Source organism: Nonomuraea sp. NPDC047897 (genome assembly GCF_043204415.1).
Taxonomy (GTDB): Bacteria; Actinomycetota; Actinomycetes; order Streptosporangiales; family Streptosporangiaceae; genus Nonomuraea.
In genome coordinates this window covers 23,954-37,253 of the sequence record NZ_JBIDCC010000005.1, presented here as the reverse complement: position 1 = coordinate 37,253, position 13,300 = coordinate 23,954, and the positions used below count along the sequence as shown (strand labels likewise).

Genomic DNA, 13,300 nt, shown 5'->3' with positions numbered 1-13,300 from the left:
ACCCGCCCCGGCTTCCGGGCCGCGGACGCACCGCGCTGTCCGCGCGGTGACGGCGGTCGCGGTCGCGACACTCCTCCTCGTCACGACCGCCACGGACCAGGGGCCGGAGAAGGTCACCTCCGCCGCATCGAAGGAATGCGCCCCCTGGAAGACGTCGGTGTACATGAACAAGCAGCCCGCGCCAGGGGAGCGGGAGACCGCGTTCATCTGCGCGAACAGGCACCGCATGGTCTTCAACGGCCACTACGCCCACATCCCCGACGTAAGCCTGCTCAAGATCGGCCGGAACCTGTGCCAGGTCTCGCTGCGTGACGACTCGCGGGAGATGCACACCGTCATGCAGACGCGGGGTTTCGTGGTCAACACGGAGGAGAACACCAAGGCGCTCGGATATCTGTGCCCGGCACTCAATCGGCGCCAGTGGGCGAAGGATGAGGCCCTGCGGCAGCAGGAACGCGACGGCATCACCACCGCCGAGCGCCGCTGCGCCGCTGCCCCGAAGCATCGGCCGCGGACCCGCCCCGTGCTGCGGGACAGCGAGATGTTGTGGGTGGCGGAGCTGGGCATGCTCGTCATCTGGGAGGAAGGATCGCAGGACGACGTCCACCCGTCATCTCTCGCCAAGGCATCCGCCACCAAGGTGGTCGGAGCCACACCCGGTGACCTCACCATTCTCACCGCCGACACCGACAAGCACGTTTGCGTCGCCGTCGAGGCGTACGCCAGACGCCCCCCAGTTGAGGTCGAAGGCTGGGAGAGGGTCGTCGAGGTCGGATATCGGAGCACCACCGGAGAGATGACGTTCACCGGCGAGGACGAGGATGGGAACGTGATCGAGGTCGACGAACTACCCAATCTGGCCATCCGCGGTGCCAGCCGCTACCGGGTGCGGGTCCACATGCGGGGGGCGAAAGCGGCTCTGGCCGACGACGGAGACGCTCGGCAGCAGTTCCTCGTCGTCGTCTATCCCGGGGACTCCAGGCGGACCAGGATCTACAGGTAGCTGCGCGCTCGCCGATGGGCGCGTGGCACGTCGGCAGTTTGCACGCCCTGGTCCTGTCCGAGATCGGCCGGCGCACCGCCGCGGGGGAGCGCCGTCACCTGCCGCCCGGCCTGCCGGAGGCGGTCAGTCCCGGCGCCGGGCGCGCAGCACCGTGTCGTGCAGGGTGACGGGACGGCCGTCGGGATCGGTGGCGGCGCGCGGCCTGCTGGCGCGGGTCTCGACGGTCCACCCGTCCGGTGGCAGGTCGCCCGCCAGCTCGTCGGCGGTGAAGAACAGGTCGGGCTCGAACGGGCGCGGGACGATCTGCTGGTCGTCGGGGTGGTGACCGATGATGAGCAGGCTCCCGCCCGGCGCCACCGAGGCGGCGAGGGCGGCGTACGCGCGCCGGCGCGGCTGCGAGGGGAAGTGCATGAACGCCGCGACGACCAGGTCGTAGCCCGGCCGGTCGGCACCGGCGTCCGGGATCTCGGGAGCGGGGCTCATCAGGTCGGCCCGGCGCCAGGTCACCCGGTCGGCGACCTGCGGCGTGGCGTGGGCCGCGGCGCGCCGCAGGGCCGTGGCCGAGACGTCGAGCGCGGTCACCCGCCAGCCTCGCCCGGCCAGCCAGAGCGCGTCCGCGCCCTCGCCGCAGCCGGCGTCGAGGGCCGTGCCCGGCGGGAGCCCGGCGGTCTCCTCGACCAGGGCGGCGTTGGGCCGGCCGCTCCACACCTGGTCGGCCGAGGTGTAGCGCTCGTCCCAGAACTCGGCGGTGAAGCGCGGGTCGGTCATTCCTGCTCCTCTGTCGTGCGGGCTTCAGCGTGTCGCAGCATCGCCCGCCGCGTCGCAGCAGGGCAACCTTCTTTGCGGGAACGGCAAACGCCTGATCACGCGGTGACCTTGTCCAGGAAGGTACGTAGGTTGGCCCGGGTGCGGGTGACCTTGTCCGCCAGGGTGAGGGTCTCGTCGACGACGCCTCCGCCGGCGGCCTCCCTCCTGCCCCGGGTGTAGAGGGAGCACGCCAGGTCGGCGCACAGGTACTGCCCGACCGAGTTGCCCTGGCGGCCGGCCTCGCCGGTCCGGCGGGCGGTCATCAGCGCGACGCCGCCGCCGGTGTGCGTGGTCAGGCACACCGAGCACATGCTGCGCGAGGTGAAGCCGCGCGCCGCGCCGGAGGTGACCCGGAGTGCGACCCCGAGCAGGGAGTCGTCGCGCTCGGCGATCAGGTAGGCGCGTCCGGGCGCGCCCGGATCTCGCCAGCCGAGGAAGTCGAGGTCTGCCCAGGGCAGGTCGGCGAGGTCCGCCGGGAGGCCGAGCCGTCGGGCCTCGCCCTTGGAGCAGTTGACGAACGATGCGCGGATGTCGCGTTCGGTGACGGGTCTCATGGGCGGCGAGGCTAGCCGTCCTTAAGAGTAGTATGCAAATACTTAAAGCCTGTAAGCAGAGGGGCGGCACATGGCACGGGCTGGACTGACCGCGGAACGGCTGACCCGGGCGGCGGCGGACCTGGCCGACCAGATCGGCTTCGACAACGTGACCGTCTCGGCGCTCGCGCGCACCTTCGGCGTCAAGCCGGCCGCCCTGTACTCCCACGTCAAGGATGCGCGGGACCTGCGGGTCCGGGTGGCGGTGCTGGCCCTCGCGGAGCTCGCCGACCGCGCGGCCGACGCCCTCGCCGGCCGCGCGGGCAAGGACGCGCTGGTCGCCTTCGCCAACGCCTACCGCGACTACGCCAGAGCGCATCCGGGCAGGTACGCCGCGGCCCAGATCGAGCTGGACGACGAGACGGCGGCCGCGAGCGCGGCCAGAAGGCACGCGGAGATGACGCGGGCGATCCTGCGCGGATACGAGCTGCCCGAGCCCGACCAGACGGACGCGGTGCGGATGCTGCACGGCTTGTTCCACGGGTACGTGAGCCTGGAGAAGGCGGGCGGCTTCCGCCGCACCCCACGAGACGTGGACGCCTCGTGGTCCCGGAGCCTGGACGCCCTGGACGCCGTACTCAGGAACTGGCCGCCCGCCTGACCGCCACAACCCTCGGATGTTGACCCGTGATCGTTTCGGTCGAAGAATCGACGGCAGTCCACCGAGAAAGCGGGCACGCATGACGTCAGTCGTCGGCATCTGCATCGGGCGTCCATGGGCGCGTACGGTCCTCACCGACCGCACCAGGGAGCTCATCCGGAGGCGGGCCGAGCTCGTCGAGTTCGACCCGGACCCCGGTCCGCGGCGGGACGTCCGCGTCCTCGTCACCGGATGGGGCGCCCCGGCACTGACCGGGGAGGTGCTCGACCGGCTGCCGTCGCTGGAACTGGTGCTGCACGCCGCCGGCAGCGTACGGGGCATCGTCACCGACGAGGTGTGGGCCCGGGGCGTGCGCGTCTCCACGGCCGTCGCCGCCAACGCCGTGTCCGTCGCCGACTTCACCTGCGCCCAGGTCCATCTGTCACTGAAGAACACCTGGCGGCTGGCCCTGGACGCCCGCGCGACGCGCGCCCCGGTGGCCCGGAGGGGCGTGCGCGGCGTGGACGGGGCCACGCTCGGCCTGGTCGGGCTCGGCCACATCGGGCGGCTGGTCGCGCGGCGGCTGGCCGCGAGCGACCTGCGCGTGCTCGCCTACGACCCGTTCGCCGGCGAACACCCCGGAGTCGAGCTCGGGGACCTCGACTCCGTCATCGCCCGCAGCGACGTCCTGTCGCTGCACGCGCCGCACAACGACACCACCCACCACATGATCTCCGCCGGCCGGCTGGCCCTGATGCCGCAGGGCGGCACGCTGATCAACACCGCGCGCGGCGGGCTCGTCGACCACGACGCGCTGGTGGAGTTCCTGACCGCCAGGGACGACGTCTTCGCCGTGCTCGACGTGACCGAGCCGGAGGAACTGCCGTCCGGGCATCCCCTCTTCACCCTGCCGAACGCGCTGATCACCCCGCACATCGCGGGCAGCCTCGGCACCGACGAGGCCAGGCTCGGCGAGCTCGCGGCCGGCGAGCTGTTCCGCTTCCTCGACGGCCTGCCTCTCCGGCACGAGGTGGGCGAGGACAGCCTCGCGCGCTCGGCCTGACCGCCCGGGACCGCCGGCCTCGACCCCTGACGGCCGGCTCGCCGCTGCGTCACCAGCACATCACGGCGCCGGTCCGCAACGCGTGCCGGCCGATGCCGAACGCCGACGTGACCGGGCCCGCCTCCACCCAGTTGAGCTCGGCCAGCGTCCGCACGAGCCCGTGCAGGCTGCTCGGACGCATGCCGTGCACGCCAAGGCTCCGCCGCTGCCCGCCGGGTGAGCGGGAACCGCCCTGGTGCGGTAGGAAAGTGACGTGACTCCTCCGCTCCTTGAAGGGAGCGGCTTCTCGCTAAGCCGCTTGGGCAGCCTGGCGAAGGGCAAGCCCTGCCCTCAGGATGTTGGTCGCCGCGTTCACGTCGGCGTGCGCGGTGTGCCCGCACGCCGTGCAGGCGAACGCGGCTTGGGTGAGGCGGTTGTCCTTCGCCACGTGCCCGCAGCGGGCGCAGGTGCGGGAGGTGTTGCGGGGATCGACTGCGATCAGCTCTCGACCGGCGCTTTCAGCCTTGTGCGCGAGGATCGTCAGGAACACCCCCCAACCCGCGTCCAGGATGCTTCGGTTGAGCCCGGACTTGGCGGCGACGTTACGGCCGGGGGCGTCGATCGTGCCGGACGCCGAACGGGTCATGTTCGCGATCCGAGCGACCGCACCCGTGGCGGGCAGCGGCTGCGCGGGCACCTCGTCGCACGACAGCACCACGTACCAGCGCGAGCCCTCGCGCTTGACGCTGATCGTCTTCACCCGGCCCTTGACCGGGCGGTGCCGGTGCACCCGGACGTGGCCGACGCCCTGCAGGCGCACGAACGTGGCGGCCGGATACTCGGGCCGGGAGTCCCACCGGCAGCCGTCGCCGTCCTTCGGCCACTGCACCGTGTCGAACCAGCCCCGCCCCTTGAAACGCGGGAACCCGGGCGTGCGCCCGGCCTTGACCCGGTCGAAGAACGCCCGGAACGCCTTGTCCAGGCGGCGCAGCGTGGCCTGCTGGGAGGAGAACGACCACCGACCCTGACCCTCACGATCGTCGGCGCGGACGTGCTTCAGGTCCGCCGACTGGTCGCCGTAGCGGACGCTCACCCCGGCTCTGGCGTAGGCGGTGCGCCGGTGCTCCAACGCGGCGTTGTACAGGATTCGGTGATCCTCCAGGCAAGCTGTCAGGGCGGCGGCCTGCCTGCTGGTGGGGCGCAGCAGGAACTTGAAGGACCTACGCACGAACACCCGCCCTGGGCGCCCGCTCGTCCCGCGTGTCGATGTAACGCCGCACCGTCCCGGCGGACACGGCGCCGACGGCGGCCACGAAACAGGACCGTGACCACAGCGTGGGCAACCGGGGAGCCCGCCCGCCAAGGACCGGGCGGCGGTACTTCGGACACCACACCACGTGGTACCCGAGGTCGTACGCCGCGCCAGGGGAGGGGCGCACCTGACGAGTCACCCGATCAATATGACAGCGTCGCACAACCAGTGCGTGGTGAACGGAGGTATCCGATGCGCGGACCTGACAGGTCAGGGCACACGCGGGCCTTGGCAGCAGTCCCGCTCCCGACTCCCCTGGCGGCTGAAGCCACCGGTCCCCTCGGGAGGTTCTGATGGAGCCCGGCTTACTCACCCGCATCCTCCAGACGGCCGCTTTCGTGGTGCGGCTGGCCCTGCTGGCCCTTCTGCTCGCCGGCATGGTGATCATCAGTGCCGGCCTGTCGCCCGCTTCGCGGACGTTGGAACAGTTCCGCGGCGCCGTGCTGGCCGGGGAGGTCGACCGGGTGGACTACCGGGTCGACGGCTCCGGCGACGTGGTGTCCCTGGCGTGGTCGCAGTCGCCGCTGAGCTGGTACCGGGTTCTGGCCCCGATCGCCGACGCCGCAGAACCTTACACCGCCGCACGCCTCATGGCCGACGTGCGCCGCGCGCCCGTGCCGCCCTCCTTGACCTCGGCGCCTTCGGGGGAGTCCGACAACAACGGCGTCTTCCCCGACTGGCCCTTCGGCGTCCCCGGCGGCTGGTGGATCGCCACGTCGTGGGTGCTCGTCTTCCTCGCCATGCTGTCGTCCACACCCCGCCTCGCCAACCGGTGGGCATGGTTCTGGATGTTCACGGTGGGGCAGCTCGGGGTGTTCCTCTACCTCGTGCTGGAACCGAGACCCCTGTGGCGCGGGCCGGGCGAAGGGCTCACCCGGCCCAGGAGAGTGGACGGGGTCAGCGGCTGCGGCTACGCGTTCCTGCTGGGTTTCGGGTGGATGCTCGCGACGTTCGGGATAGGTCGGCTCGTCGCGGCGGCCCTGGGCTGAGCCACCGTGGCCCGCCGCGGCTCCTCTCATATCAGGGCCCGGAGCCGTAAGACCGGCGGAAGGAAACCGTAAGCGCGCTCTGCGAAGGTGAAGTCATCGCAGGGCGGACACGCCGCCGCAACACCCCGGGAGGAACCTTCATGCGCACGTTCAAGCTCCAGGTCCAGATCAGCGTCGACGGCTACATGGCAGGGCCGGACGGCGAGATGGACTGGGTGGCGGGCTCGTGGACCGACGACCTCAGCACCTACGTCGACGAGCTCACCCGGACGGTCGACTGCATCGTGCTGGGCCGCAGGCTCGCCGAGGGGTTCATCCCGACCTGGGCGGCCGGGCCCGAAGGGGAGGACAAGGAGTCCATCGACTGGATGAACGACACGCCCAAGGTCGTGATCTCCGATTCCCTGGCCGAGTCGCCGTGGGAGAACGCCGTCGTCGCGGGCGGCGACCTCGCCGAGACCGTGCACCGGCTCAAGGCACAGCCGGGCGGCGACATCATCACCTACGGCGGGGCCATGCTCGCGGCGGAACTGATCGGCAAGGGGCTGCTCGACGAACTGCACCTGTTCGTCAACCCGGTCGCGATCGGCTCCGGCCTGCCCGTGTTCGCCGCCGGCGCCCGGCGGCGGCTCCGCCTGGTCAGCGCCCGCCCGTTCGAGTGCGGCATCACCGCCCTGCACTTCGAGCCGGAGCGTTCCTGAACCGCCGGCGACCGGGAAGCGGACCTGACGACCCCTTGCGCAGCGGCCCGCCGGCTCTACGGTGGCCTTGTGGGCGAAGCAGCGAAGGAGCCGCCGCGGCCCGGCCGGCGCGGCGGGGCCGGGATCGCGCTGGCCGTCTCGGTCGCGGGGCTGGCGGTGGTGGCCGTGCTGACGTTCCTGCTCTGGCCGCTGGCGGACCTGATCGCCGCGCATGACGTGGAACATCTCACCGGGCCCGAACGCGGCAAGGAGCTGCGGGTGGCCAGGGACGCGGCACGCGGGCGCGTCATCCAGGTCCTGGCCGGCGTCCTCGCCCTCGGCGGGTTCGTCTACACGGCGCGGACCTTCAACCTGGCCCGCCAGCAGAGCGAGCTCAACCGTCAGACGCTGGAACTGGCCATGCTCCAGGCGCGCGAGCAGACCGAGGCCACCCGGCGGTCGCTGGAACAGAGCGAGAACGCCCAGCTGACCGACCGCTTCATGCGGGCCGTGGACCAGCTCGGCAACGAGGCCGCCGACATCCGCCTGGGCGGCATCCACTCGCTGGAGCGCATCGCCCGCGACTCGCCGCGCGACCACCCCGCCGTCATGGAGGCGCTGGCGGCCTTCGTCCGGCGGACGTCGCAGTCCCGGCCGGGCGCCGCGACGCAGGTCCCGCAGGATCTCCAGGCAGCGATGACGGCGCTGGCCCGCCGGTTGGCCGACGCGGACCAGGGGCGGCTCAGGCTGCACGGCGCCCGGCTCGACCGCCTGGACCTCGTGGGCGCCGACCTGGCGGGAGCCGACCTCTCCGGCGCCGTGCTGGCCGGCGCCGATCTCACGGCGGCCGACCTGGGCGGCGCGACGCTGACCGGCGCGGACCTGCGCGGCGCCCGGCTCGACGGGGCCCGGCTGGGCGGCGCGCGGCTCGACGGCGTCCTGCTGAAGGCGGCGGGCCTGCGCGGCGCCGACCTCATCGGGGCGGAGCTGGGCGGCGCCGACCTGGGTGGGGCGAACCTGCAGCGCGCCCGGCTCACGGGCGTCCGTGCGGTGCGGGCCGGGTTCGCGCGGGCGGACCTCACCGAAGCCGACCTGACGCGGGCGGACCTCACCGAAGCCGACCTGAGCGGTGCGCTGTTACGGGACGGCGGGCTGGCCGGCGCGGTGCTCCGACGGGCGACCCTGTCGGGGGCCCGCGCGGAACGCCTGTCCGCCGCCGGAGCCGACCTGGCCGGCGCCGTCGCCAGCGACACCTGCCTGACACAGGCCGACCTGAGCGGATGCGACCTCACCGACGCCAACCTGTCGGGGGCCGAGCTCCGGCAGGCCCGGCTCGACGGCGTGGACCTGACCGCGGTCAAACTCGCCGGCCTCGACCTCACCGACGCGATGGCGGCCGACGGCGCGCGGGTGCCGTCGGGCTGGCAACGCGCTCCCGACGGCCGTCTCGCCCGCCGGCCGAGCTGACCCGCCCGCGCGGCTCGCGCGGGGCGTCCGGGGGCTCAGGTGACGTGGTCGGTCATCTCGGCGACGAGGTCGCGGTGCAGGGTACGGGCCTCGTCGTCCTCCGCCGCCGTCATGACCGAGCTGAGGATCGCGACGGCCGCCGTGCGCTGGCCGGTGCGCGCCAGCGCCCTGGCCAACTCCACCTTGACCGACCGGTCGGCCGGCAGCCGGGCGGCGGCGGCGTGCAGCAGGCCCTGAGCGGCCGCGACGTCGCCCCGGCTGAGCGACAGGCGACCGATCGCCGCCAGCATGACGCCCACGGACGCCTTGTCCCGCTGGGCCTCCAGCAGGACGAGGACCCGCTCGTAGGCCTCCTGGGCCAGGTCGAGCCGGCCATGGGCGAAGGCGAGATTGCCCAGGACGGTGTGCGCGTCGATCTGCAGCCGCAGGTCGTGGGTGGCGGTGGTGGCGGCGTGGCGGGCGTGTCGTTCGGCCCCGGCCTGGTCGCCGTCGGCGAGGGCCTCCAGCGCGGCCCGCAGCCGGTCGGCGGGTCCGAAGACCGGGACGCCGAGCGAACCGGCCTGCCGGGCGAGCTGCCCGAGGGGTGCGAGGAGACGGTGGCCGAGCGCGTAGGCGCGTGAACCGCCGGCGCTGGTCACCCGCAGGATGGACCGCCGGGCCAGCGCCCGCAGCACCGCGTTGGGCATGCCTTCGGTTTCGGCGGGCCCCTCCGCCAGTGTGCCGGCCGCCCCCGACGGGGCGACCAGGTGGGCGGCCAACCACCCGCACAGGCGGACGGGGTCTCGGTCGAAGCCGGCCGCCACCCGGCAGATCACGTCCCACAGCACGTCGCGGAGCGCCTCGTCGGCCGCGCCTGACGGGCCGCCGCCTCGTGGGCCCCCGGGCGGATCGCCGGGCACGCCTCCGGGCAGCCCACTGGACGGGTCTCGGAGCAGCTCGCCGGACAGGGCTCTGGACGGGTCTCGGGGCAGCTCGCCGGGCAGGCTTCCGGGCGGCTCGCCGGACAGGTCGCCGGGGAGCGGGTGGCCGGGCGGCGATCCATGGCCCTGTGGCCAGGCGCGCCACAGCCACAGGCACGTGGCCTGCAACTGCCACGGCTCCACCGCCTCCAGCCGTTCGCGCGCGCGCACCCCGCCGGTCTCGTCGACGATCCGGGCCGTGGCCAGGTCGTCGGCCAGTGCCTCGGCCGCCGTCGGTGGGACGGTGCGGCCCGCGTCGCGCATGGGGCGGCGCAGCGCCTCGGCCGCCGCCGCGGGGGCCAGCCCACCCAGCCTGAACAGGGCGATGTCGGGGAAGAGCCCCTCCACCTCGCCGAGGAGGGCGTCGAGCCGGTCGTCGCGGATGCAGAGCAGCAGGTGAACGTGCCGGACCGGGGCCAGCAGGCCGAGCAGCTCGCGCCGCGCGGCGTCGCGGTCGCCCGCGTAGGCGTCCTCGAGGTGGTCGACGGCGACCAGGGCCGGGCGACCCGGGCGTCCGGCCCGACGCAGGAACCGGTGGACCCCCGCCGGTGGCAGGGGCGTGTCCGGCATCCAGCTCCTCAGCAGGGCGCGGGCGAGCGGGTTGGGCGACGGGATCGCCGCCTCCGGGAAGATGGGACCGGCCGTGACCCCGCCCACCGGAAGGACATCAACGCCGAGTCTCCGCAAAAGGGGTAGAACGCCCGCATGAAGGAGTGAGGATTTCCCTATTCCGGAAGGCCCGTGCAGAACTGTCAATGCCCGGGTGCGCCAGAGTGCGGCGACGCGCGCGGACTCCTGGGCACGTCCCGTGAACAGCCCTTCTTCCGCCGACCGATAAGGACGGAAGCCAGGAAACGGGCAGGAGGTATTGGGGGCCATCACGTTATTCGCGGCCATGACCAGTACCTTGCGACGGTGGACACTGCAGCAACGATAGAGGAAACGCCGGTCCCGGCGTGCGACTTGCACAGGTCGTCGTGGCGTCACAGGGCCCGTGCCGGGCCCGGCGCGGACGCCCGCGCATCACTGCTGCTCGTCGGGCGGCCGGGACGACGGCGGGTCGCCGCCGAAGAGCGGCTCCGCCGGATCGGCGTCGGCGGCCAGAATGCGCCTGACCACCTGGTGGAGACGCCGCTGTCCGATCGATCCCATTCCGGACAGCGATAAATCGGTCAAATCGACAATTTCGGTCTCGACGTCGCGCGGAGAATGCGCCATCGTGGCCCGATCTCCTTCCGTTCACCCCGGTAATCATCATCACTTGCCCATCATGGTCTTGGCTACTGTCTTCCTTGCTCAAAAACCCCGGCGTTCATGTCTACGATGACTGTGTGCTGAGTTTTATGGAGCGGACATGACCGAGATGCGGCGCAGACCTCACGTCTGGGGGCGGGTTCCGCCCCGCAACAAGGATTTCACCGGCCGTGAGGGGCTTCTCGAACAGCTCCGCCGCGGGGGCGGCGGCGTCACGGCCGTGCTGCCCACGGCGCTCCACGGGCTCGGTGGAGTGGGCAAGACGCAAATCGCCGCAGAGTACGCACATAGGTACAAAGCTGACTATGACGTGGTCTGGTGGGTGCCGTCGGACCAGCCGATGCTGATCGCGTCGTCGATCGCCCGCCTCGCCCCGTATCTCAACCTGCCCAAGGCCAACGAGATCGGAGTGGCCGACGCCGCCGAGGCGGTGATCGAGGCGTTGCGCAAGGGCGAGCCGTACGAGCAGTGGCTGCTGATCTTCGACAACGCCCACGCACCCGAGTCGATCATGGAGTTCGTCCCCGACGGGCCGGGCGGCGTTCTCATCACCTCCCGCAACTTCGCCTGGAACGGCGTCGTGGAGACGCTGACCGTCGACGTGTTCTCCCGCGCCGAGAGCCGGCAGTTCCTCGACCGGCGGGTGCCCGGCATCGGCGGCAGCGAGGCCGACGCGCTCGCCGAGGCGCTCGGCGATCTGCCGCTCGCCCTCGACCAGGCGGGCGCGCTGCAGTCCGAGACCGGCATGCCGGTCACCGAATACCTGACGCTGCTCCGCAACCAGACCGGCAAGCTGCTGGCCGAGGGCCGGCCGATGGAGTACGACGTGCCGCTGACCGCGACGTGGGCGCTGTCGGTGGCCACGCTGCGCGAGGAACAGCCCGACGCCGTCGAGCTCCTGCACCTGCTGGCCTTCTTCGGTGCCGACCCGATCCCGCGCGACGTCCTCAGCACCAGCCGGGGCACGGTGGAGCCGCCCCTGGCGGACATCCTCGACGACCCGCTGCGGTTCAGCCGCGCCGTCGGCGCGCTCGGCCGCTACGCGCTCGTCCAGATCGACCGGGAGCGCCAGACCCTCGTCGTGCACCGCCTGGTGCAGGCCCTGCTGCGCGAGGACGTGAGCGACAGCGACCGCGACCGGTTCCGGCACAACGTGCGGCGGCTCCTGGCCGAGGCGGTGCCGAGCGAGCCCGACGACACCGCCACCTGGCCGGCGTTCGCGAAGCTCATGCCGCACCTGGGGCCCGCGGAGATCGCCCAGTCCGCAGACCCGGCGGTCCGGCCGCTGCTGCACGACGTGGTCCGCTACCTCTACCAGTCCGGCAACGCGCCGGCGGCCCTGGCCCTGGCCCGGGAGTGCGTCCAGGTGTGGGAGGCCGACCCCGCCCCCAACCCGCGCGACCTGTGCACGATGAAGCGGCACCTGAGCATCTCGCTGCGCTTCGTGGGCCGCTTCCAAGAGGCGTACGAAGTGGGTTCGCAGGCCCTCGCCGAGGCCGAGCGCGACCTGGGCGCCGACGACGAGGAGACGCTGCGGCTGACCAACAACCACTGCACGGACCTGCGGGCGATGGGCCTGTTCGCCGACTCGTTCGCGCTCAGCTCCGTGGCGGTGGAGCGGCACCGCGCCGCCTTCGGCGAGACGGACGAGCGCACCCTGCGGATGCGCACCAGCCTGGCCCTCGACCTCACGCTCACCAGCCGCTACGAAGAGGCCGAGCGCCTGCTCAAGCACGTCTACAGCGCCCTGCGCGACCTGTACGGGACGCCCAACCATCCGACGGCCCAGATCGTCATGAACAACCTGGTCCGGGTCATCCGGCTGCGCGGCGACTACGCCGAGGCGCGCGAGCTCGGCGAGGACGTCTACGCGGTCGGGGTGGCGACGCTCGGCGCCGACCACCCGACGACGCTCCGGGCCGCCGGCGACCTGGCCATCGCCATGCGCAAGGCCGAGGGCGGCTCGGCCGAGGCCGTCGCCTACGTCGAGGACCTCGTGCAGCGCTACCGGCGCCTCATGGGTGACCAGCACCCCGACAAGCTCGCCGCCGAGATGGCGCTGATCAACGCCTACCGCGAGGCGAGGCGGGTGGAGGCCGCCGTGCCCGTCGCGGAACTGGTCGCACTCGCCTACGCGAGGATCAACGGTTCGGACCACCCCTACACCCACGGCTGCCGGGGCAACCTGGCCCTGCTGATGAGGCTGCTGGGGGAGCACGAGAAGGCGCGGGAGCTGCACGGGTTCGCGGCGATGCGGCTCACCGACCTGCTGGGCGCCGGCCACCACTACACGCTCACGGCGAAGCTCGGCCTCATCGCGGACCTGTCGGCGCTCGGCAGGTGGGACGAGGCGGTGTCGGCGGGGGAGGAGACCCTGCAGCACCTGCGGCACCTGCTCGGCCCCGACCACCCCATGGTGCTGGGCTGCATGGCCAACCTGTCGCTGGACCTCACCCGGCTCGGCAAGGACGAGGCGGCGCTGCAACTGCGGGACAAGGCGCTGGCCCGGCTGCGGCGGCGGCTCGGCGCGGGACACCCGTCGGTCACGGCGATCACGGACGGCGAGCGGCTCGACTTCGACTTCGACCCGCCTCCCATCTGAGCACCGGACCCC

At 72.6% G+C, this 13,300-nt stretch carries 14 protein-coding genes; 7 read left to right on the top strand and 7 right to left on the bottom strand.

Annotation, left to right across the window (positions count from 1 at the left end):
- Positions 1-46 precede the first annotated feature (46 nt).
- Positions 47-1,003 (top strand): hypothetical protein, encoded by a 957-nt coding sequence (locus tag ACGF0J_RS12850; protein ID WP_393145059.1) that lies wholly within the window; start codon positions 47-49, stop codon positions 1,001-1,003.
- 123 nt (positions 1,004-1,126) lie between these two features.
- Here ACGF0J_RS12850 and ACGF0J_RS12845 read toward each other — a convergent pair whose 3' ends face one another.
- On the bottom strand, positions 1,127-1,771 hold the full coding sequence (locus ACGF0J_RS12845; protein WP_393145057.1) for a class I SAM-dependent methyltransferase: 645 nt from the start codon (positions 1,769-1,771) through the stop codon (positions 1,127-1,129).
- Between the two features lie 95 nt (positions 1,772-1,866).
- Entirely contained in the window at positions 1,867-2,364 is a 498-nt protein-coding gene (locus ACGF0J_RS12840) for an FBP domain-containing protein (protein ID WP_393145055.1), read from the bottom strand.
- A 70-nt stretch (positions 2,365-2,434) separates the two neighbouring features.
- Here ACGF0J_RS12840 and ACGF0J_RS12835 point away from each other — a divergent pair, with 70 nt between their 5' ends.
- Positions 2,435-3,004, top strand: coding sequence for a TetR/AcrR family transcriptional regulator (locus tag ACGF0J_RS12835; protein ID WP_393145053.1), 570 nt, complete (start codon positions 2,435-2,437; stop codon positions 3,002-3,004).
- Positions 3,005-3,083: 79 nt separating this feature from the next.
- Positions 3,084-4,046, top strand: a complete 963-nt coding sequence (locus ACGF0J_RS12830; protein ID WP_393145051.1) for a hydroxyacid dehydrogenase — start codon at positions 3,084-3,086, stop codon at positions 4,044-4,046.
- A gap of 49 nt (positions 4,047-4,095) precedes the next feature.
- Here ACGF0J_RS12830 and ACGF0J_RS12825 read toward each other — a convergent pair whose 3' ends face one another.
- From ACGF0J_RS12825 to ACGF0J_RS12815, 3 genes are all read right to left on the bottom strand, one after another.
- Positions 4,096-4,227 carry a hypothetical protein gene (locus ACGF0J_RS12825; protein ID WP_393145049.1) on the bottom strand — a complete coding sequence of 44 codons (132 nt, stop codon included), beginning with the start codon at positions 4,225-4,227 and terminating at the stop codon, positions 4,096-4,098.
- 108 nt (positions 4,228-4,335) lie between these two features.
- A complete protein-coding gene (locus ACGF0J_RS12820) occupies positions 4,336-5,253 on the bottom strand; it encodes an RNA-guided endonuclease InsQ/TnpB family protein (protein ID WP_393145047.1) in 918 nt (305 codons plus the stop codon).
- Positions 5,246-5,476 (bottom strand): hypothetical protein, encoded by a 231-nt coding sequence (locus ACGF0J_RS12815; RefSeq protein WP_393145045.1) that lies wholly within the window; start codon positions 5,474-5,476, stop codon positions 5,246-5,248. The genes ACGF0J_RS12820 and ACGF0J_RS12815 overlap by 8 nt, the downstream gene beginning before the upstream one ends.
- Before the next feature lie 154 nt (positions 5,477-5,630).
- Here ACGF0J_RS12815 and ACGF0J_RS12810 point away from each other — a divergent pair, with 154 nt between their 5' ends.
- From ACGF0J_RS12810 to ACGF0J_RS12800, 3 genes are all read left to right on the top strand, one after another.
- The gene (locus tag ACGF0J_RS12810; protein ID WP_393145043.1) at positions 5,631-6,326 is read left to right on the top strand and encodes a hypothetical protein; all 696 of its coding nucleotides are present in this window, start codon (positions 5,631-5,633) and stop codon (positions 6,324-6,326) included.
- Between the two features lie 140 nt (positions 6,327-6,466).
- Complete coding sequence (locus ACGF0J_RS12805; RefSeq protein WP_393145041.1) at positions 6,467-7,027, top strand: dihydrofolate reductase family protein; 561 nt, start codon at positions 6,467-6,469, stop codon at positions 7,025-7,027.
- A gap of 69 nt (positions 7,028-7,096) precedes the next feature.
- Positions 7,097-8,473 carry a pentapeptide repeat-containing protein gene (locus tag ACGF0J_RS12800; protein ID WP_393145039.1) on the top strand — a complete coding sequence of 459 codons (1,377 nt, stop codon included), beginning with the start codon at positions 7,097-7,099 and terminating at the stop codon, positions 8,471-8,473.
- Between the two features lie 35 nt (positions 8,474-8,508).
- Here ACGF0J_RS12800 and ACGF0J_RS12795 read toward each other — a convergent pair whose 3' ends face one another.
- Complete coding sequence (locus tag ACGF0J_RS12795) at positions 8,509-10,311, bottom strand: tetratricopeptide repeat protein (RefSeq protein WP_393145843.1); 1,803 nt, start codon at positions 10,309-10,311, stop codon at positions 8,509-8,511.
- Positions 10,312-10,455: 144 nt separating this feature from the next.
- A complete protein-coding gene (locus ACGF0J_RS12790; RefSeq protein ID WP_393145037.1) occupies positions 10,456-10,650 on the bottom strand; it encodes a hypothetical protein in 195 nt (64 codons plus the stop codon).
- Between the two features lie 136 nt (positions 10,651-10,786).
- Here ACGF0J_RS12790 and fxsT point away from each other — a divergent pair, with 136 nt between their 5' ends.
- A complete protein-coding gene (gene fxsT, locus ACGF0J_RS12785) occupies positions 10,787-13,288 on the top strand; it encodes an FxSxx-COOH system tetratricopeptide repeat protein (protein WP_393145035.1) in 2,502 nt (833 codons plus the stop codon).
- Positions 13,289-13,300 lie beyond the last annotated feature (12 nt).

Coding starts and splice junctions, on each gene's coding strand:
- ACGF0J_RS12845 (WP_393145057.1), bottom strand. CDS start 1,771: ATGACCGACCCGCGCTTCACCGCCGAGTTCTGGGACGAGCGCTACACC.
- ACGF0J_RS12840 (WP_393145055.1), bottom strand. CDS start 2,364: ATGAGACCCGTCACCGAACGCGACATCCGCGCATCGTTCGTCAACTGC.
- ACGF0J_RS12835 (WP_393145053.1), top strand. CDS start 2,435: ATGGCACGGGCTGGACTGACCGCGGAACGGCTGACCCGGGCGGCGGCG.
- ACGF0J_RS12830 (WP_393145051.1), top strand. CDS start 3,084: ATGACGTCAGTCGTCGGCATCTGCATCGGGCGTCCATGGGCGCGTACG.
- ACGF0J_RS12825 (WP_393145049.1), bottom strand. CDS start 4,227: ATGCGTCCGAGCAGCCTGCACGGGCTCGTGCGGACGCTGGCCGAGCTC.
- ACGF0J_RS12810 (WP_393145043.1), top strand. CDS start 5,631: ATGGAGCCCGGCTTACTCACCCGCATCCTCCAGACGGCCGCTTTCGTG.
- ACGF0J_RS12805 (WP_393145041.1), top strand. CDS start 6,467: ATGCGCACGTTCAAGCTCCAGGTCCAGATCAGCGTCGACGGCTACATG.
- ACGF0J_RS12795 (WP_393145843.1), bottom strand. CDS start 10,311: ATGGCCCCCAATACCTCCTGCCCGTTTCCTGGCTTCCGTCCTTATCGG.
- ACGF0J_RS12790 (WP_393145037.1), bottom strand. CDS start 10,650: ATGGCGCATTCTCCGCGCGACGTCGAGACCGAAATTGTCGATTTGACC.
- fxsT (WP_393145035.1), top strand. CDS start 10,787: ATGACCGAGATGCGGCGCAGACCTCACGTCTGGGGGCGGGTTCCGCCC.